Here is a 19329-nt window from a genome sequence, read left to right as displayed (position 1 = left end):
ACAGAGCTAGGAGGGTTGAAAAGAAGCTTAGGGACTAGAGTGTAGCACTGTTTTGAAATCTCGGCGCATTCCTCTTTGTCCCTGACTTCTCGTTACAGCCAGTCGTCTTCATCATCCCAGTTGTCTTGCTGATAGTTGGGGCGACTGGGACGCTTGCGAGGGGTATCATCGCGGCGAGGCTGATCGCTGCTGCGGGATTGGCGATCGTTGTAATAATCGGCATCGTAATCGGGACGCTTACGAGTTGGGGGTGAATCATAGCTGTCCCGACGCGGCGAATCGTAGTCGCTGTCTTGTCGGGGTGAACGATCCGATTGGGGGGAACCGTAGTCGTAATAATCGGAACTGCGGGATGAACGATCGCTGGTGCCGTAAGAATCCCGCGAACCGTAAGCATCGCCATACGGATCAGCACTGCGGCGCGGCGGCGTGCTGAAGTCAGAATCACGGGTCGATCGACTAGAGCCATAATCAGCATCGCGGGTCGATCGACCACTTGAGCCGTTAGCATCTCGCCCGCCTGAACTGTACGGATCGCTGTAGGAATCCCGGCGCGGATAATCTGGGCGATACAAATCAGGCTCACGAGCGGGATTCAGCGCATAACCACTGCGTCCACCGCTCCAATAGTCATCTCGGTAATCGCGGCGATTGTCGTAGTAGTAATCGTCGTCGTCTTCGAGGAAAAAGTCTTTGATTGATTTGAGGATGCCGCCTTCGCCTTCTTCCTCTCTGTTTTGCTGATAAACTTCACGATTTAGATCGTAAAGGGCATCTCTGAGGTCGGCTTCTGCGATATCAACTCCGCGATCGTCGTTGTTTGCGAGTGCTGCTCGCAGTCGCTGCACCAGCGGTTCAATGCGATTGCGGTAAGGCTGAACAAACTGGAATCCGAAATCTAGAGTGGCTTCTCGCAGTTGGCGCTCTGCCTGATAGGTCATGGCTTCGGCGCGGTTGCGCTTCTCGACTTTGGCTTTGCGGAGTTCATCAATTTCGGCAAATTCTTCGGCGCTGCGAATCATTTGCTTAATCTCTTCGTCGCTTAAGTTCGATGCCCCTTGAATGGTGATGCTCTGTTCGCGTCCAGTGGTGCGGTCCATCGCCGTCACTTGCATAATGCCGTTGGCATCAATATCAAACGCGACCTGAATTTGAGGAATGCCACGCGGTGCAGGCGGAATGCCCATGAGCTTAAACCGCCCTAGCGATTTATTCCCGGATGCCATCGGACGCTCACCCTGTAGGATGTGAACTTCAACGACGGTTTGGTTGTCTTCGGAGGTTGAGAAAACGTCCGATCGCCGAGTTGGAATCGTGGTTCCGCGTGGAATCAGCGCTTTCATAATGCCGCCGATCGTTTCCAGCCCAACTGAGATCGGAGTGACATCGAGCAGCAGAATGTCTTTGACTTCGCCTGCTAGAATTCCAGCTTGAATGGCGGCTCCAACCGCAACCACTTCGTCCGGGTTGACGTTTTGATTCGGCTCGAGATTGATCAACGATCGCACGACTTCTTGCACCATCGGCATTCGAGTTCCGCCGCCGACGAGCACGACTTCATCGATATCGCGGGGACTCATGCCTGCATCGCGGAACGCTTCTCGCAGGGGAAGTCTCAGGCGCGAGAGCAAGTCCTCGCATAAGCCTTCAAACTGCGATCGGGTTAATCGCGTCTCTAAGTGTTTCGGGCCGTCTTTATCGGCTGCAATAAAGGGGAGATTAATCTCCGTTACGCCCACGCCGGAAAGCTCGATTTTCGCCTTTTCTGCGGCTTCCGTGAGTCGCTGTAACGATTGGCGCTCTTTGCGTAAATCAATGCCTTCGCGCTCTAAAAACTGCTCTGCTAGCCAATCAACGATCTTTTTATCGAACTCGCCTCCGCCTAACTGCGTATCGCCGCTGGTGGCTTTTACTTCAAACACACCATCGCCAACATCAAGAATCGAGACATCAAACGTACCGCCACCGAGGTCAAACACAAGAATGGTTTCGCTTTGCACGCGATCGAGTCCATAGGCCAACGATGCCGCAGTCGGTTCGTTAAGAATGCGCTTTACTTCTAGTCCGGCAATTCGCCCAGCATTGCGGGTTGCTTGACGTTGAGCATCGTTGAAATAAGCCGGAACTGTAATCACTGCACCCGTCACAGGTTCGCCCAAATATCGAGCGGCTTCGTCGGCTAATTTCTTCAGAATTTGTGCGGAAATTTCCTCTGGGGCAAAATCACGATCGAGTCTAGGGCACTTCAGCTTGATATTGCCCGCTTCGTCTTTACGGATTGTATAAGGAACGCGCTTCGATTCGGGGTTAAGTTCGGCATATCTGCGCCCCATAAACCGTTTCACGCCAAAAAACGTATTCTGCGGATCAAGCACCGCCTGACGACGCGCCAATTGTCCAACGAGACGTTCGCCTTCTTTACTCACGCCGACTACCGATGGCGTGGTTCGCATTCCTTCGGCATTGGCGATGACTACTGGCTTACCGCCCTCCATGACTGCCACGACCGAGTTGGTTGTTCCCAGGTCAATCCCAACGACTCTACCCATTCGCTTCTTTAACCTTTACTGCGATCATAAGGTTTGCTGGACTTATTCTATCCTGTCGTTTCCACATCCGCTGTTCAGGCTGATCAGATGTGCCGATCAGCGCTTGATTATTTTAACCAGATGATCAGGAATGATAGAAAAAGCGTGAAAGGTGAGTGAGATGAAACGAATTTTAGCTCTCGTAAGCGGATTTTTGCTGATTGGTGGACTGCCAGTGCTAGCGGCTCCAGATTGGCGATCGACGGCTGAAATTCAACTGTCCGAACCAGAGGCTGCACCCTTGCGAGTGGTAATACGGACGAAAGCACGGCGAGCGTTTGTATATGAAGGAAAAGCGGTGGTTGCAAGTTATGCGATCGCGGTGGGTAAATCAGGCTGGGAAACTCCTCCCGGCGAATATAAAGTGTTCTCGAAAGAAGTGAATCCGGTGTTCAAAAACTTTAGAACCGGAAAAATCATCAAGCCCGGACGAGATAATCCCTTGGGTGTGCGTTGGATTGGGTTTTGGACAGATGGAAAAACGCAGCTTGGATTTCACGGTACGAATGAACCGGAGCTAATCGGACAAGCGGTATCGCATGGATGTATTCGGATGCGAAATAAAGATGTGGTGGCGCTATTTGAAAAGGTGTCGATCGGGACTCCTATTATCGTTGAGCCTTAGATTCTTGATAACCTAGACGTACTACTAACCTGGGGGATTTCGTCATGACAACCGAGGTTTTAAGACGACTATTTACGGTTGAGCAGTATCACCGCATGATCGAAACCGGAATTATTCAAGAGGGCGATCGTGTCGAGTTGATTCGAGGGGAAATTATTGAGATGGCATCCATTGGGACAAGACACGCAGCGGGGGTTAATCGGCTGAATCGGCTATTCTTCAAAAAGTTTGGTGATCAAGTGATAGTCGCAGTTCAAAATCCAGTTGAAGTTGATGCACATTCAGAACCTCAACCTGATATTGCAATCTTGAGACCGCGTGAAGATTTTTATGCGTCTGCTCATCCCACTCCAACTGATGTATTTTTGCTGATTGAGGTTTCAGACTCAACCATTCGCTACGATCGCACTGTCAAAATTCCGCTCTATGCCGAAGACAGCATTGCTGAATCTTGGGTTGTTGATGTGAATGCAGAACTAATTGAGGTGTATCGGCAACCAAGTGCTACAGGATATCGATCACTTCAGACCTTTATGCGGGGTCAAGCGATCGAGCTTTTGGCATTTCCCGGAGTCTCAATTACAGCTGATGAAATTTTAGGATGAGTTTTAGCTCAGAAAATTATATTTAGCTAAGTTGCAAGGGCAGTTATTCTTGCAAAGTTTTGACTCTGCCCTGAGTCCGCCAGCGTGTGACGAACTTTGTCAGTCGATAGAATCCAAAGCTGAACAATCCAATCACCAGCAGTCCGGCGACGATCGGGGCGGTGAGCGCTAACACAGAAAGCAGAACTGCGATCGCGAGTTCTACCGCAGCGAAGATCGGATTCGTCAAGCCACCCGAAGCAGCCGTCGATGTGCCTCTGAGTAAGTTTGTTAATAACTTTGTAATGCCTGCGGTTCCGCCTCCTGCAACGATCGCTAATGTCCATTGAATCAATGGATTCATATCCGGTGCAACCGAAGCAGCGACAACCGTTCCGGCAATCATCGCGGCGGGAGTTGCAAGCACATCGAGCGCATGATCAAACCAGGGAATCGAATATCCAATCACTTCGAGAATGCTGGCGATCGCAAACAATCCAAATGCTTGAGAATTTTCCAGCCAGTCGAAGTCAGCAGGTAAATCGTAATGTCCGAATACAGAAACACCACTCACAATCAGCAGGGGAATAAACACGCGAAATCCTGCTGCCGCACTTAAACTGATGCCCAAAAGAATTTCAATAATCGTGTGAAGTGTCGAGTCCACTGACTTTATCCAAATTTCTAATTCGAGTGTAGGGCGCGATCGCGCATTCCTGTCTCTGCTAACCGAATCAAATCGAGTCGAGAAATCCCTCCCAGACGGTAGAGAACTTCGATCAGATACTTAAGATGCAGAGATTCAGGTGTTTGGGATGGATAGTTTAGAAAAAGGTTTTGAATGTTGTCAGCGAGAAGAATATTTAGAGGCAATCAAGCATTTTGATCAAGCAATTGGAACTGATGCAAGTTGCTCGAAGGCTTGGAACTTTCGTGGGAATGCGCTTTCTGCATTAAAACGGTATGCAGAAGCATTGAGTAACTACGATCGTGCCACAGTTCTACAGCCCAATTATCATCAAGCTTGGTTTAATCGTGGATTGTTATTGATGGAAATGGGTGCGTATGGCAATGCGATCAAGTCATACGATCGAGCAATCGATCATTATCCTGATCCGGCTTACATTCATGCGAGAGCGTCGATCGGACTAAAGCACAAATTAGTTTTTGCATAATTAGCGTCGCCTTACTTTACTGATCATTTTGCGCGAGAGTCGGAGGGTGAGATCTTCCTTCTCTGCCCAATCCTGTAGTAATCGATAAAAGGTTTGCCGATCGTCATTCTTCAAGACTGCAACCTGATCGGCTGTCTCAATCACATAAGGATATCCGCCTCCGATCGCCACTTCTGCGCGTACCCAATCTAAAACGCGATCGTGCCAGCCTTCTTCGTAGATCCAGACAGGTAATTCAATTCGAGCCGGATAGCCATCTTGTGTGGTTTTTAGATAGGCGAAGGCAATGCGATCGCAATGTTCAAAATATAAATCTCGAATGCCAGGACGTTGAGAGAGAAAGATCGGAGTGCGATCGCCCCATTGCATCTGGTTCTTAGCGCGATTGAGCAATTGGGCATCATGGATGGTTTTGCGTTCAGGTAGCTGACACAATCGCTGTAGCATTTCTGTGAGATCTCGCGCTGTGGAAGTATCGACATAGCCCACGACAGGAACGCGATAATCTTCACTCGCTTGTAATACCGTGCGAATACATCTGACATAAAAATTCTTTGTCTCTTCGTCGAATGCTTCTGCAAACGTTGCAATCAGTGAGCCATCGAAGAAGGCAAGACAAGATCGACTTCCAGCGTGTTCTTCTATGTATTGAACAATACGATCGCACTCCATTTCAAAGCGACGTAAATTGACTCGTCGATCGGCAAGATCGCCCCGTCCCACTTTCAGATCATTCGGGGTCATCACATCGAGAGCAATGTCTTTTTCATACTTGCCTGATTCAAGATGATCGTTCTCGAACCAGCCAATTTGCACTAAGGCAACCGGAATTGAGAAATCTTTGCTTGGATAGATTTGAGAACCATCGACTGAAAAAGTCGAAACTCCGGTAATGCGATCGCGCACCCACTCTAAACTCTCTTCGCGATTTTGCCAGCTTAGATTTGAGTGCATCATCCATTCGGGAAACAAGCCCAACGGCTCTAACGGTCTTGCCCCACAATCTTTTATCCCCTCTAATGCTTTGAGTAAGGCTTGATCAGACTTTTGCGACATCTGAATCAATGCGGTTCCGTACTGCTGAAGCGCTTGGAGGGCAGTACGATCGAACGACATAAACTCCTCGCGCTTACGATCGAGCAAGCTCAAAATCTGGGAAGGTTTGATAGGCATGAGCAACACAGTTGGTATTTGGGTACTATATCAAACCTTTTGGAGTACAGCGAAATCGAGCCGCAGATCTTGGTATGGTGGAGATTGATAGCAATCTAAATTTATCAATGCCTGCCACGATCAATTCTCAAATTACTGCTTTTCCTCTCGCTGCCGTTGTGGGTCAAGAAGCGATCAAACTGGCGCTGCTGCTTGCTGCGGTTGATCCCGGCTTAGGTGGCGTGGTGATCGCGGGGAGACGCGGAACCGCTAAATCTGTAATGGCGCGAGCAATTCACGCGCTCCTGCCGCCGATCGAAGTTGTGAAAGACTCAGTGAGCAATTGCGAACCGGGTGCGATCGCAGAGTGGGACGACTTCACGCTGGAGCAATTTGGCGATGCCGAAGATGTGCCAACTGAGGTGATTCGCGCCCCATTTGTACAGATTCCTTTAGGTATAACTGAAGATCGATTACTCGGCTCGGTAGACGTGAGCCAATCGATTAAACAAGGCGAAACGGTGTTTCAGCCTGGATTGTTGGCAGAAGCAAATCGCGGCGTGTTGTATGTCGATGAAGTTAATCTGCTGGATGATCAAATTTCAAATTTATTGTTGTCAGTTCTAACCGATGGACGAAATCAGATCGAGCGTGAAGGCATCAGTTTTCAGCATCCTTGTAAGCCGTTATTGATTGCAACCTACAATCCTGAAGAAGGAACATTGCGAGAACATTTGCTCGATCGTATTGCGATTTCTTTGTCGGCAGATATGGTGTTGGGATTAGACGATCGTGTTCAAGCGGTCGAACAAGCGACTAGCTATTCCAATTCGCCACAAGCATTTCTTGAACAATACAACGAAGACATTGACGCGCTGAAAACGCAGATTCTCTTGGCGCGGGAATGGCTCCAAGATGTGCAGATTAGCTTGGAGCAAATTGAATATTTAGTCACAGAAGCCGTTCGCGGTGGGGTTCAGGGACATCGTGCCGAACTGTTTGCGCTGCGGGTTGCGAAAGCTCATGCCGCATTAGAAGGACGCACACAGGTTAATGCAGAAGATTTGAGAAAAGCGGTGGAATTGGTGATTATTCCACGATCGACGATCGTTCAAACGCCACCCGAAGAAGCTCCACCTCCACCGCCGCCCCCCCCTCAAGATCAATCGGATCAAGAGCAAGATCAGCAAGAAGATCAAGAAGACCAAGACGAACCGGAAGATCAACCAGAGCAAGAGACTCCGAACATTCCAGAAGAATTCGTCTTTGATCCAGAAGGAGTGATTCTCGATCCAGAAGTGCTGTATTTTGCACAGATGGCAACGCGGCAAGGGAAATCCGGCAGTCGAACGATCGTGCTTTCCGAAGATCGGGGACGCTATATCAAACCGATGTTACCGAAAGGTAAAGTCCGGCGAATTGCAGTGGATGCGACTCTGAGAACGGCAGCACCCTATCAAAAATCAAGACGATCCAGATCTCAGGAAGCCTCGACTGGACGCAAACGAGTGTTTGTCGAAGAAAGTGACATTCGGGCAAAGCGACTGGCTCGAAAAGCCGGAGCGCTGATCGTTTTTGTGGTGGATGCGTCTGGCTCAATGGCACTCAATCGGATGAACGCTGCCAAAGGTGCGGTTCTAAGCTTGCTGACTGAAGCGTATCAGAACCGAGATCAAGTGTCGTTGATTCCATTCCGGGGTGAACAGGCTGAGGTGCTATTGCCGCCGACTCGATCAATTGAAGCCGCGAAACGCAGGCTCGATCGCTTACCCTGTGGTGGCGGTTCTCCGTTGGCGCATGGACTCACGCAAGCAGTTCGAGTTGGACTGAATGCAAAACAATCCGGGGATATCGGGCAAGTTGTGATTGTGGCAATTACGGACGGGCGCGGCAATATTCCACTGGCTCGATCGCTGGGTGAAACCCTCCCTGAAGGCGAAAAACCTGATATCAAAGGCGAACTTTTAGAACTTGCAGCGAAGATTCGCGCCTTGGGCATTCAGCTTTTGGTGATTGATACGGAAAACAAATTCATTTCAACTGGATTTGCTAAAGAACTTGCCAAACAAGCGGGTGGAAAGTATCATCACTTGCCGAAAGCGACGGACGCTGCGATCGCCGGAGTTGCCCGAAACGCGATCGCCGATATCAAAACCAAGTAGCAGAACTTTGTGAAGTTTTGTACGCTTAAAGAGTACGACTACTTCACAGCGCCATCATGCTAACGGCTCCCACAGTTTCAACCGAATACAAGATCTGGATGTGGAAGGGGTTCCAAGTTGCCTATCAAACTCAGGGAACTGAAGGAACTCCAGTCGTGTTAGTGCATGGCTTTGGTGCATCGTTCTTTCATTGGCGCAAGAACCTGCCAGAACTGGCGAAAACTTGCCGCGTGTATGCGATCGACCTCGTTGGTTTCGGCAAATCGGCAAAACCAAAACCTGTTGAACAGATTGAATATACGTTTGAAACTTGGGGTGATCAAATTGCAGATTTCTGTCGCGAAGTGGTCGGAGAACCTGCGGTTTTAATTGGCAATTCGATCGGCTGTATTGCCGTGATGCAGGCAGTGGTGGATCATCCTGAAATTGCACGATCGCTCTCCTTGCTCAATTGCTCTTTACGGTTGCTGCACGATCGACATCGGGCAACCCAACCTTGGATTAAACGCATTGGTGCGCCCATTCTGCAAAAAGTGCTGAAAAATCAAGCGTTCGGGCAATGGTTTTTCAGCCAGGTTGCCAAACCAAAAGCGGTGCGAAACATTCTGCTCAAGGCATACGCTCGACCCGAAGCGGTGACTGATGAATTAGTTGAACTCTTGCTTGGAGCCGCAAGCGACCAAGGAGCCGCCGCCGTTTTCATTGCATTTACCGGATATTCTTCAGGGCCGTTACCCGAAGATTTGTTCCCGAAATTGCCTTGTCCAACGATCGTTCTCTGGGGCGAAAACGATCCGTGGGAGCCGATCTCGCTCGGTCGCAAATTTGCCGAGTATCCTCAAGTCAAAGAATTCATTCCGCTGCCACAAGTTGGTCACTGTCCGCAGGATGAAGCCCCAGAATTAGTGAATCCTATTCTGCAACGGTGGATCGAGCAAACGACTCATGGTTTTCCGCCTTCGGAGCCGTCACTGTGAGATAAATTCCACCTAAAACCACGACAAATGCGATCGCGCTTCCGATCTGAATCGTTTGCCTGAATAACACCAGCGCTAATCCGGCTGCAATAATCGGAACCGCTAAGAGCGCAACCGAAACCAGTCCGGCTGAAAACTTCTTCAGACTGTACGTTAACAATCCATGCCCTGCAACTTGCGTAATCAATGCGGCAGCAATCACCGCTGAACCACTCTGCCAAGAAGGTGGAAGGATGGCCGAACCACTGAATAGTATTGCGGGAAGAATTAAAACAGCAGCGATCGCCGCTTCGCACATCGCGATCGTTGGGGTTGTCAGTCGCGTCCGCAGTTGTTCGACGATCAGCATTTCGATCGCAATCAATACTGCCGCCAGTAAAGCCGCAGCATCCCCCCAGATTGTTGCATTCGACAAGCTAAAATCTCCCGCTCCGATGGCAACTGCACCCGATAATGCAATGACTAAACCCATCCAGAACTGTGAGCTAAATTGCTGCTTGAGAAACAACCACGCTCCCAAGGTTGTGAAGATGGGCATCATGTGAGTCAGTAATGTCGCGGTTGCGACTTGAGTATGCGCCAGTGCCCAAGCCAGCGAAACGATAAATCCTGCAAAACTAGCACCCGCAGCAATCAGTAACCTAACCTCGCGCCAACGGATTTGATCGGATTCTGGCTCTTTTTTTGAGACAACGGCTCGAATGCTATTCCAACTTGCAAACACGATCGCCGCGATCGCCACTCGATAAAATGCCACTTGATTCGCGCTCATGTCTTGCCGAGCGATCGTCATAAAGATTGAACCACTTGCAAGGGCAAACAAAGCAAAACAGAGCGTGAGGACGGAAAGAATGGACTGTAGGGTGAAAGTTTGAAACCGAGCAGGGCGCTGAATCAAATCGGTCTGAGGTTGGGTCATAACGTCGAGAATTTGAGGATGGCAATGCGATCAACACAGGCTGTTCGCCTCTCTCAAAGTATATTCTTTAAGTTTCTTAACGATTCGACCCTAAATTGTGTTTAGCCAAAATCTGCGACGGAATTTCAATAACCAAAATTGCTAAGATGGCGGAGCCGCCAGAGTACAGAGTGATCAGTGCCAGGATGAGATCTGAGCAGCTCGGAGGATCACGGATGCGTTGCTTAGAATGTGCCCCTTGATCAGTGGATCTGCTATCAGGAATATACTCATATTTTATGTCTATCATAAGACAGATCCCGTCTAGCACAGGCTTGAGTTTGACATGAACGATGCCACTGGCACCCGCGATCGCAATCGCGGCTTCAAGCAAAATTGGCTGCCATTGCTGCTTGGTGCGGGTGGTCTTGTATTCGCACACTACGCCGCACTACTGTTTCGGATACACCCAGCGGTATCGCTCTGGTTTCCGCCGTCAGGAGTCGCGATTACATTAGCGATTTGGTTTGGACCTGCCGCCGCGATCGTTGCTGGACTCGTCTCTACTATTCTCGCGCCGCTCTGGGGCAGTAGCGGCTGGATGCAGTGGGTTGGTATGACCGATGCGGTTGAACCCTTCGTCGCATGGTGGTTTTACCGTCAGTTTTGGCAACGATCGCTGTTTCTGGGGCGGCTCAAGGATGTCAGCGCCTTTATTTTGAGTGCGCCCGTGTTTGCTTGTGCAAGTTCTGCGGTTGTAGGGAGTTTGTCTTTAGCTTTGACTGGCACAATGTCTTGGCAAGCCGTAGTGAACACAATCCCACCCTGGTGGCTGGGAAACGCGATCGCAACGATGGTGCTTGCCCCGATCGCGCTTCTGACGCTGACTCCAACTCTACAGCGCTGGCAATGGTTACCAGAAGATCTGCCTGCTCCGTCTCCCCAGTGTCAAGATTCACCCCGACTGAGAGCAGAGAAGATTGTGATTGTCGGTCTGTGTTTTGCGATCGCGCTGTTGAGCGTTTCCCAAACCAGTCAAACAGGATTTGCGTTTCAGCAATTTTCTTTTCTGAACTTTGTGCCGATTCTCTGGGCAGCACTGCGGTTTGGAACCGTGGGGGGTGCCAGTACAGCTAGTCTTTGTGTCATCTCCGCCTTACTAAGCTATGTGCTGAAATATCCTCAAGCACTAACCTTGCCTGAATTTCCGATTAGTTCAGACGTGCTGATGGTGCATAAGCTCAGTTTGCTGACTCAATGTGTGATTGGATTGTTTACTGGAACCGCGATCACTCAACAGACTCAAGCGCAGGTTAAACTCGCAATTTCTCAAATTCAACTTGCAGAATACGAAGCCCGATCGCGCCTGAACGAAATTCTAGAACAAACCAATCGCGCCTTAGCAAAGACGAATGCTCAATTAGAGCGAACGAATCTAGAAAAAGATGAGCTGCTAGTGCGAGAGCAAGCAACTCGATCGCAAGCTGAGATAGCCAACCGCATCAAAGATGAATTTCTTGCTGTCGTTTCGCACGAACTGAGAACGCCGCTGAATCCCATTTTAGGCTGGGCAAGATTATTACAGAGCGGTAAGCTCGATGCCAGCACCACGCAAAAAGCGATCGAAACGATCAGTCGAAACGCCAAACTGCAATCGCAACTGATCGAAGATTTGCTCGATGTGTCCCGGATTCTGCGTGGCAAGCTGGTGCTGCGACAGATTGAACTAGAGATTGGGTTAGTGGTTCGATCGGCGATCGAAACGGTTAGACTATCCGCAGAAGCAAAAGGCATTTCGATCGCGTTTTCGCCTCCAAACTTGGAGTCTAAGCTGTTAGTCCACGGCGATCCGAATCGATTGCAGCAGGTGGTTGTTAATTTGCTGACGAATGCGGTTAAATTCACCCCACAAAACGGACGAGTCACGATCGCACTTGAATATCCTCCGAACGAGACACCCAGTTTCGTGCAAATCAGCGTCAGTGATACTGGAAAAGGGATTCATCCAGACTTTTTGCCGCACGTATTTGAGCGATTTCGGCAGGAGGATAGCGGCACAACTCGGAATTTTGGTGGGTTGGGGTTGGGTTTAGCGATCGTGCGGCACTTGGTCGAACTGCATCAGGGCAAGGTTGAAGCAAGAAGTGAAGGAGTGGATCGCGGTGCGACCTTCATCGTGAAGCTTCCTGTATTGAATCCTAGTGCTGAATTGATGCCTGAAGTGATTTCCCTGACTCCACAGGTAACTGGATGTCTCAGCGGCTACAAAGTTCTAATTGTTGAAGATGAAGCAGATGCGAGAGAGTTGCTGCGATTTATCTTGGAAGATGAGCAAGCGATCGTTTCGCTCTCGGACTCGGCTCAAGACGCGATCGCTAAATTCTCGTCATTCGCGCCCGATTTGATTCTCAGCGATATCAGTATGCCGGGAATGGATGGGTACGATTTTATCCAGCATATTCGTGCTGTTGAGTCTTGCCGCATCCCGGCGATCGCGCTGACGGCAAATGCGAGAGAAGAAGATCGACTAAGCGCGATTGCCGCAGGATTTGATGCTCACATTGCCAAGCCGATCGTGCTGGAAGTTCTATTCACTGAAATCAAAAATCTGCTGCAATTAGCGTGTCCGGTTCCGTCGGCTCAAAACCGCGAGTCTGCTCCACGATCGTGATCCCTGCGGTAGAGATGGCGCTGATTCGCAATCGCTATTGTAGTGAGTAAATGTTGGGCTAGGGCAGAAATGAGCAGCGTAAAACCCGTGATCATTGTTCATGGCGGGGCGAAAACGATTTCAGAGGACAAAGTGGCAGCGAATCAAGCAGGTTGTCGATCAGCAGCCGAAGCTGGATGGGCAGTGCTGAGTCAAGGTGGAAGTGCAGCAGAAGCCGTCGAAGCCGCGATTCGGGTACTAGAATCGGATCAGACTTTTAATGCGGGTTTCGGTTCGACGCTGAATCGCGAAGGTGAAGTCGAGGTCGATGCTGCAATCATGGACGGAGCAACATTAGGGTGGGGGGCTATCGCTGCGGTTCAGGGAGTACGTCATCCGATCGCAGTTGCTCGAAAAATTATGGAAAAGCGCTCCCGCTTCTTGGTGGCTCGCAGCGGAGAACGGTTTGCTCACGAACATGGCTTAGAGATTTGTGCAAAAGAAGCCTTGGTGAGCGGAGAACAATACCAGGAGTGGAAAGAAGAGGCAGAAGTTTTGGATCGTCCAAATACAGTGGGATGCGTGGCGCTGGATGCGAATGGCAACCTGGTTGCGGGGACATCCACAGGTGGAATCACGGGACAGCCTCAAGGTCGAGTGGGCGATTCGGCCGTGGTTGGGTGCGGACTGTATGCCGATAATCAGGTCGGTGCTTGCTCAACCACAGGCGATGGTGAATCGATTATTCCAGTTGTGTTAGCAAAGACTGCGATCGATGCGCTCAGACACCAGCATCCAGATGAGGCAGCCCAATTTGCGATCGAGACCTTAGTTAGTCGTGTAGAAGGTGAGGCGGGATGTATTTTGCTTGATTCTCAAGGGCGGATCGGTTGGGCGCACAATTCTCAGGATATGGCAGTTGCGTACATGAATGAGGATTTAGAGCAACCTGCTACTTTTACTCGCAAAAAATAACCTCCGCTTCCGGTTCACTATGTCTTTTCAGCACACATTTCAATTTTTTCAAGGGAATTCGCTGTCTGATTTGTTCGCTCAAGACATTCAGCGCGATCGGGATGCGTTGATTTTGAACTATCCTGCAACTGCAAGCTGGGCGGCATATCCAAACACGCGAAAGTATTTTTTGCAGGATGGTAGCAGTGAAGCGACCAAAACTTCGTTTGATAAGATTTGCCAAAAAGAACCTTGGAAAAATTTAGCTGTGTTGGGCGACGGGTTGCCCGGTGTGATGATTGTTCCGCCACCGCCTTTATTGATGCAATACTGGCGTGATCAGTTTGGCTTTCAATATAGTCAGATCGAACGATTGGATTGTTCCACCTATCTGGATGATCTCAGCGAGAGTGGACAGATCGATCGTGTGATTACTCTGTTTCCGTTCGATCGATTGCTTCCCGAAAAACACGCAGTTGATCCAGACATACACTATCATCTGCTGAGTAAAGTGACTCTTTCTAAGCTAGGAGTGCCTTGTCCGAACTATCAAACCTATCAGCTTAAGCAAACTCGTCTTGACGAGATCCAGCTTCCAGAGCAGTTTCCTTACCTGATCAAAACCTCGCATGGTCTTTCCGGTGAGGGAACTTATATCATTCGTAACCCTAGTGATTTGCACTATTGTCTGGAAGAACTAAAGAAGTATCTAAGAATTCATTTATTAGAAACAATCATTGTTTCAGAGTTTGTTCAACACGAAGTTCAAAACTACTGCATTCAGTTCTATGTGAATCAACAGGGTGAGATTACGTTAATCGGTGTGACTCAGCAGCTTACGACTTCTACAGGGGACTATCTGGGCGGCTTGATTGACTATACTGACGACTTGAGCCAGTTCTCTCAATTGATTGCCAACGTCGCGCAGTATGCTCACCAACAAGGCTATTTTGGCGTGATTGGTGTAGATGTGTTGGAAGACCGAGACGGGCAACTGTATGCGATCGATGCCAACTTTCGCATTAACGGCTCTACTCCTCTGTGTCTACAGCGCCATGAGTTGTTGAAGTTGGATAAAGCGATCGCTAAATACTCTAGCGATTACCGGATGGAAGGCACATTAAATTCTATCTTGACCCGCTTAAAGCCAGAGCTAGAGCAGAAAGACTTTTTAATCCTATCAGCCCTAGAAAAAGTGAAATACGGCAAAATCTACACCGAAATTTATGGCATTGTCACCGGAGCCACAATAGAAGAAATGCAGCAAATTGAGCGGCATTTGCACAACAAAGGATTGCAGCGCTCAAGTTGAAAACGTGCTTCCTAGAGTAGAGGAAGGGTCGTTTTGGAGTGAGTATTGTAGCGACTGTAAGCCTTTCAGAAGAGAGGAAGTTATGGTGATGCCGCTAAATGCCACAAACAGAGGCGCGATCGCAACACAGTTATCAGAGATGCGATCGCTGCAACAATTACTAATTTCTAATGATCAATGCTTAATTAACTTAGTTAACGATGATCATATTCGCCAGCGATTGCTAAAAATGCTGGAAGACGATCAAAAAAACTTAGGCATTCTAGAGACCGTGATTATTCAGTCCGGTATTCAATCTCAGCCTAAAAGAAGTATCCAACAGCAGCTAGAAGAGATTCAAACTCAGATGCAAGGTTCTAAACTGTCTGTGTTTGAGAAAGTCTTTCAGCATGAGCTTCTCAAACATCGGCAAACAATGACGGGTCTCACGATTCATAAAGCAGCACAGTTGGTTGGGGCTGATGTTGAGGCTGCGATCGCTCCGATTCACACGGTTAATTTTGAAAATCGCGCTCATCAAGAACAACTCAAAGGCATTTTAGAGATTTTGGGGGTGCGGGAACTGACCGGACAAGAGCCAGATCAGGGACTTTGGGCGCGGGTGGAAGATGCGATCGCCGCGCTCACGGGTGTCGCAGGCAGTGTGATTACTCGCACGGATGATGAGATGTCGATTCGGGATCTGTTGCTGATGGATCACACCAAGTCAGATATTTTGTTTGCTGAAATTCTGGCAACTGATGATCCGGAAAAGATTCAAGAGTGCTTTGTCCAACTTTACAAGGATGTCAGCATTCATGGTCTTGCAGAAGAGCAGATTGTTTATCATGCGGCTAGTCCCTACTATCGAGCTATGCCGGATATTGTGGAGCAAACCGATGAGGCGATCGGAATGTTAGATGAGGTGCGATCGCTTGATGTTAGAGATCCAGACTTCAAATCGAAAGTGAAGCAAGTGAGACAGGCTGTTCGAGACCATATCAATCAAGAAGAAAAAGATATCTTTCCAATTTTGAAGCACAACTTTAGCCCGGAACAGCAAAAGCAAATGGCAACTGACTTCAAAGCAGCGAAAAGCAAACTACAAGCACACGAGCAGCTTCCACATCTACTGCAACAAACCAGCGATCGAAATCATAACCATCAATGGGAGGAAGGTTCGATAAACAATGCAATGAACAACGCAATGGCTTGGAAACGGATGTTTCAAGTTAAAGCAGTGATTAACTGGATTGAAGCGATCGTTTTTCTCTTTGCCGATGGTTGGATTCGGACTGCCTTGAATACTGAATCTCTCATGAATCCTGAATATAACCAACTATTCTATGGTTTTGTAATTGTGATCGGGATTGGTTATTGGTGGGTGGGTCGCGATATTTCTCAAAATCACGACATTGTTAGGTTAGGGATTATTGGTCAATCAAGCGTTTTTGCAATTCTGGCATATCACACGCTGCTGGGTAAGCTTCACCCGTTTTATCTACTTTCTGGTGTGATTGATCTGACCTTTGCAATTCTGTTTATTGTGTTTCTTTCGACTTATCGCGATCGCAATAAAACTGCTCAACTCATTTGATATTTGATATTAGAGGGTGTTTGAAAAGCATCGGTTATTGCGCTCACTCGCCCGAATTCCATTCCGGGGCGAAATCGAACGGAACGAGGAAGCTTTTATACTTTTCAAGCATTCTCTAAGGTGACGTGAGTTCGATACAAGTCTTGGCTGCGTTTGGATCTGCGGGTAGCCCCCTAAATCCCCCACTCGTGGGGGACTTTGAAGGTTAGAAGGCTCCTTAAATTTGGGGAATCGCGATTCTCTAAGTCCCCCACTCGTGGGGGATTTAGGGGGCAGATCCGCTCAAATCGAAGCGAAAAAACTCATCGAACTGACGTTAAAGCGGTTTCGGCATCATTCCCAATCGATCGATAATCAGCTCCTCATCGTGCGATCGTTCTGGATTCGGAGCCGTTAACAGCTTCGCACCCGTAAAAATCGAGTTTGCTCCTGCAAAGAAACACATGGCTTGCAGTTCATCACTCATTTGAGTTCTACCTGCGGACAATCTCACCATCGCTTTCGGAAACAGAATCCGAGTGGTCGCAATCATTCGCACCAAAGCAATACCATCGATCGGAGTCGCAGTCTCAAGCGGTGTCCCTTCAATTGGAATCAAGGCATTGATTGGGATCGATTCAGGGGGCGGATCAAACGTCGTCAGAGTTTCGAGCAGCGAGAGGCGATCGTTCACTGATTCACCTAGCCCCAAAATGCCACCACAGCACACCGAAATCCCTGCCTCACTTACCGCCCGAATCGTCTCTAAGCGATCCTGATAAGTCCGGGTGGTAATAATCTTGTCGTAATATTCTGCGGACGTATCTAAATTGTGATTGTAGGCTGTTAGCCCTGCCCCTTTAAGTTGTTGTGCCTGATGCGGTTTGAGCATTCCAAGCGTACAGCAAACCTCCAGATCCAGCGCTGCCACTTGACGCACCATCTCCAGAACGCGATCGAACTGTGCCCCGTCTCGCACCTCTCGCCAAGCGGCTCCCATACAAAACCGCGTTGACCCGCCTGCTTTTGCCGCCTTTGCTTCTTCAAGCACCGAATCAATCTCCATCAGCGGCTCCGGCTTCAAGCCCGTATTGTGATGCACACTCTGAGCACAATAGCCGCAATCCTCAGGACAAGCACCGCTCTTAATATTTCCTAGAGTGCAAAACTGTACCGTGCGCGGGTCGTGGTGTTCGCGATGAACGCGCTGCGCCTCAAACAGCAAATCAGGGAACGGCTGATGATAAATTTGGGCAATCCGATCGCGAGTTTGAACAGCAGCAATCATAAGTCAACGCTAAAGAACGATTCTTTATCATTATCGATTCTGCCGTGCGATACAATCTCCACTGCCGGATTTTGCGATTGGCACTTCCCGTACACGACTGATGGAAAACTTCTTCACGATGACTCGTACCCCCTCCCGCCGCCCCCCGGCCCGATCGCGCCCCCGATTTCGGATTACGATCACCGATTTGATGTGGGCACTGATTGGACTGATGTTGACGATCGGAGGAACGTTGCTGAGGGCATCAATTGTGGGGCTTCCCTGGGCATCGCAATCGGTTCCGCTGTATTTTCTCGGTGTGAGCTATCAAATCGGAGCCGTGCTGCTGGTGGGTTGCCTAGGTGGGAAAAATGCGGCAATCATGTCACAAATTGCTTATCTGACGCTGGGACTGGCAGGACTTCCAGTGTTTTCGCAAGGGGGCGGGCTTCAGTATGTCAGCGCTCCTAGCTTTGGGTACTTACTGGGATTTGTTCCAGGTGCCTGGATTTGCGGCTATCTTGCATTCAAAACAGTACCCCGCTTGGAAACTCTCGCATTTAGCGCGCTTTGTGGGCTATTCGTGATTCACTTGGTCGGCATTCTATACTTGCTGGTCGGTTCGGTGCTGCGCTGGGTGGATCTCGGAACGGCTTCGATTTGGCAAGCGTTTCTCACCTATTCCGTGAATTTACTACCGGGACAATTAGCTGTGACTTGCGCGATCGCTGTTCTAGCCTTGGTGCTGCGCCGCATCATGTTTTACTAAGCGGATCAATTTTCTGTGAGAATTGGAATCTGCTCCTCTTACCGTCACGTCATGCTAAAAAACCGCTTTTTCTGGATCGTCGCGATCGCGGGATTGATCATCGATCGGCTTACCAAGCTAATCGTGGTCAGAACGATGGCGCTGACGATTCCGCCCCAGGATATTCCTGTCATTCCAGGGATTTTGCACTGGGTTTATGTGATTAATGATGGAGCCGCATTTGGCATTCTCTCTGGCAGTCCGATCTTGCGGTGGTTGTCGCTGTTAGCGAGTGTGGCGCTGATGGCGTGGGCATGGTTTGGCAGACGAATGCTGCGCTGGGAGCAGATCGGCTATGGCTTGATTCTGAGCGGGGCCCTAGGCAACGGCATCGATCGCTTTGTGTTGGGTCATGTGGTCGATTTTATTAAAGTTCCGTTTGTGTATGTCCCTTATCCGAATCCGTTTCCGCGCTTCATCTGGATTCAATTCCCAATTTTTAACTTTGCCGATATTTTTATCAATGTCGGCATTATCTGCTTGTTAATCGGAATTTATCGCACCCCCGACCCGCAAAAGCACCCAAATTAAATCCGTAATACTTCTAGTCTTCTAATAAATTTTCCGTAAATTCTTCCCGGTTAGCGAGGCAAAGTCGGAGAAAACAAGGTAGTTGTCAGAA

At 49.1% G+C, this 19329-nt stretch carries 16 protein-coding genes; 11 read left to right on the top strand and 5 right to left on the bottom strand.

Annotated features, from left to right (window positions below; all coding sequences use genetic code 11):
* Positions 1-92: 92 nt before the first annotated feature.
* Positions 93-2549 (bottom strand): molecular chaperone DnaK, encoded by a 2457-nt coding sequence (gene dnaK / locus NC980_RS16940; RefSeq protein ID WP_190377220.1) that lies wholly within the window; start codon positions 2547-2549, stop codon positions 93-95.
* A gap of 160 nt (positions 2550-2709) precedes the next feature.
* On the opposite strand from dnaK, the gene NC980_RS16935 reads away from it, so the two are divergent.
* Together NC980_RS16935 and NC980_RS16930 are read left to right on the top strand one after the other, a co-directional pair.
* Positions 2710-3213, top strand: a complete 504-nt coding sequence (locus NC980_RS16935) for a L,D-transpeptidase (protein WP_190377219.1) — start codon at positions 2710-2712, stop codon at positions 3211-3213.
* 44 nt (positions 3214-3257) lie between these two features.
* Positions 3258-3818, top strand: a complete 561-nt coding sequence (locus tag NC980_RS16930; RefSeq protein ID WP_190377218.1) for a Uma2 family endonuclease — start codon at positions 3258-3260, stop codon at positions 3816-3818.
* 43 nt (positions 3819-3861) lie between these two features.
* Here NC980_RS16930 and NC980_RS16925 read toward each other — a convergent pair whose 3' ends face one another.
* Positions 3862-4464 carry a DUF4126 family protein gene (locus tag NC980_RS16925; protein ID WP_190377217.1) on the bottom strand — a complete coding sequence of 201 codons (603 nt, stop codon included), beginning with the start codon at positions 4462-4464 and terminating at the stop codon, positions 3862-3864.
* A 148-nt stretch (positions 4465-4612) separates the two neighbouring features.
* On the opposite strand from NC980_RS16925, the gene NC980_RS16920 reads away from it, so the two are divergent.
* Positions 4613-4972 (top strand): tetratricopeptide repeat protein, encoded by a 360-nt coding sequence (locus NC980_RS16920; RefSeq protein ID WP_190377216.1) that lies wholly within the window; start codon positions 4613-4615, stop codon positions 4970-4972.
* Here the strand turns inward: NC980_RS16920 and NC980_RS16915 are convergent, their stop codons facing one another.
* Positions 4973-6145: a DNA double-strand break repair nuclease NurA gene (locus NC980_RS16915; protein ID WP_190377215.1), complete on the bottom strand. Its 1173-nt coding sequence runs from the start codon at positions 6143-6145 to the stop codon at positions 4973-4975.
* A gap of 107 nt (positions 6146-6252) precedes the next feature.
* Between NC980_RS16915 and bchD the strand changes: the two genes are divergently transcribed.
* Positions 6253-8286: a magnesium chelatase ATPase subunit D gene (gene bchD, locus NC980_RS16910; protein ID WP_190377269.1), complete on the top strand. Its 2034-nt coding sequence runs from the start codon at positions 6253-6255 to the stop codon at positions 8284-8286.
* Between the two features lie 56 nt (positions 8287-8342).
* Positions 8343-9263 (top strand): alpha/beta fold hydrolase, encoded by a 921-nt coding sequence (locus tag NC980_RS16905; protein ID WP_190377214.1) that lies wholly within the window; start codon positions 8343-8345, stop codon positions 9261-9263.
* Here NC980_RS16905 and NC980_RS16900 read toward each other — a convergent pair.
* Positions 9199-10182 (bottom strand): DMT family transporter, encoded by a 984-nt coding sequence (locus NC980_RS16900; protein ID WP_190377213.1) that lies wholly within the window; start codon positions 10180-10182, stop codon positions 9199-9201. The two genes, NC980_RS16905 and NC980_RS16900, sit on opposite strands and share 65 nt — an antisense overlap.
* 325 nt (positions 10183-10507) lie before the next feature.
* Here NC980_RS16900 and NC980_RS16895 point away from each other — a divergent pair, with 325 nt between their 5' ends.
* The 4 genes from NC980_RS16895 to NC980_RS16880 all read left to right on the top strand — a co-directional run bounded on the left by NC980_RS16895 (position 10508) and on the right by NC980_RS16880 (position 16653).
* Positions 10508-12832: an ATP-binding protein gene (locus NC980_RS16895; RefSeq protein WP_190377212.1), complete on the top strand. Its 2325-nt coding sequence runs from the start codon at positions 10508-10510 to the stop codon at positions 12830-12832.
* A gap of 69 nt (positions 12833-12901) precedes the next feature.
* Positions 12902-13786: an isoaspartyl peptidase/L-asparaginase family protein gene (locus tag NC980_RS16890; protein WP_190377211.1), complete on the top strand. Its 885-nt coding sequence runs from the start codon at positions 12902-12904 to the stop codon at positions 13784-13786.
* A gap of 19 nt (positions 13787-13805) precedes the next feature.
* Positions 13806-15077 carry an ATP-grasp domain-containing protein gene (locus NC980_RS16885; RefSeq protein ID WP_190377210.1) on the top strand — a complete coding sequence of 424 codons (1272 nt, stop codon included), beginning with the start codon at positions 13806-13808 and terminating at the stop codon, positions 15075-15077.
* Between the two features lie 82 nt (positions 15078-15159).
* A complete protein-coding gene (locus NC980_RS16880) occupies positions 15160-16653 on the top strand; it encodes a hemerythrin domain-containing protein (protein ID WP_190377209.1) in 1494 nt (497 codons plus the stop codon).
* 316 nt (positions 16654-16969) lie between these two features.
* Here NC980_RS16880 and bioB read toward each other — a convergent pair whose 3' ends face one another.
* Positions 16970-17920: a biotin synthase BioB gene (gene bioB / locus NC980_RS16875; protein ID WP_190377208.1), complete on the bottom strand. Its 951-nt coding sequence runs from the start codon at positions 17918-17920 to the stop codon at positions 16970-16972.
* Between the two features lie 190 nt (positions 17921-18110).
* Here bioB and NC980_RS16870 point away from each other — a divergent pair, with 190 nt between their 5' ends.
* Positions 18111-18668 carry a biotin transporter BioY gene (locus NC980_RS16870; RefSeq protein ID WP_199298561.1) on the top strand — a complete coding sequence of 186 codons (558 nt, stop codon included), beginning with the start codon at positions 18111-18113 and terminating at the stop codon, positions 18666-18668.
* A gap of 51 nt (positions 18669-18719) precedes the next feature.
* Positions 18720-19238, top strand: a complete 519-nt coding sequence (lspA, locus tag NC980_RS16865; RefSeq protein WP_190377206.1) for a signal peptidase II — start codon at positions 18720-18722, stop codon at positions 19236-19238.
* The last annotated feature ends 91 nt before the right edge of the window (positions 19239-19329 follow it).

Origin of the sequence: Leptolyngbya sp. AS-A5, from assembly GCF_039962495.1 — a bacterium.
In the GTDB taxonomy this organism is placed as follows: Bacteria; Cyanobacteriota; Cyanobacteriia; order Leptolyngbyales; family Leptolyngbyaceae; genus Leptolyngbya.
The sequence above is the reverse complement of the archived record's forward strand: the minus strand, read 5'-3'. Positions and strand labels throughout refer to the sequence as shown.

Bases quoted from the DNA above. Each gene is read 5' to 3' on its own strand.
- dnaK (WP_190377220.1), bottom strand. From the start codon at position 2,549: ATGGGTAGAGTCGTTGGGATTGACCTGGGAACAACCAACTCGGTCGTG.
- NC980_RS16935 (WP_190377219.1), top strand. From the start codon at position 2,710: ATGAAACGAATTTTAGCTCTCGTAAGCGGATTTTTGCTGATTGGTGGA.
- NC980_RS16930 (WP_190377218.1), top strand. From the start codon at position 3,258: ATGACAACCGAGGTTTTAAGACGACTATTTACGGTTGAGCAGTATCAC.
- NC980_RS16920 (WP_190377216.1), top strand. From the start codon at position 4,613: ATGGATAGTTTAGAAAAAGGTTTTGAATGTTGTCAGCGAGAAGAATAT.
- NC980_RS16915 (WP_190377215.1), bottom strand. From the start codon at position 6,145: ATGCCTATCAAACCTTCCCAGATTTTGAGCTTGCTCGATCGTAAGCGC.
- bchD (WP_190377269.1), top strand. From the start codon at position 6,253: ATGCCTGCCACGATCAATTCTCAAATTACTGCTTTTCCTCTCGCTGCC.
- NC980_RS16905 (WP_190377214.1), top strand. From the start codon at position 8,343: ATGCTAACGGCTCCCACAGTTTCAACCGAATACAAGATCTGGATGTGG.
- NC980_RS16900 (WP_190377213.1), bottom strand. From the start codon at position 10,182: ATGACCCAACCTCAGACCGATTTGATTCAGCGCCCTGCTCGGTTTCAA.
- NC980_RS16895 (WP_190377212.1), top strand. From the start codon at position 10,508: ATGAACGATGCCACTGGCACCCGCGATCGCAATCGCGGCTTCAAGCAA.
- NC980_RS16890 (WP_190377211.1), top strand. From the start codon at position 12,902: ATGAGCAGCGTAAAACCCGTGATCATTGTTCATGGCGGGGCGAAAACG.
- NC980_RS16885 (WP_190377210.1), top strand. From the start codon at position 13,806: ATGTCTTTTCAGCACACATTTCAATTTTTTCAAGGGAATTCGCTGTCT.
- NC980_RS16880 (WP_190377209.1), top strand. From the start codon at position 15,160: ATGGTGATGCCGCTAAATGCCACAAACAGAGGCGCGATCGCAACACAG.
- bioB (WP_190377208.1), bottom strand. From the start codon at position 17,920: ATGATTGCTGCTGTTCAAACTCGCGATCGGATTGCCCAAATTTATCAT.
- NC980_RS16870 (WP_199298561.1), top strand. From the start codon at position 18,111: ATGTGGGCACTGATTGGACTGATGTTGACGATCGGAGGAACGTTGCTG.
- lspA (WP_190377206.1), top strand. From the start codon at position 18,720: ATGCTAAAAAACCGCTTTTTCTGGATCGTCGCGATCGCGGGATTGATC.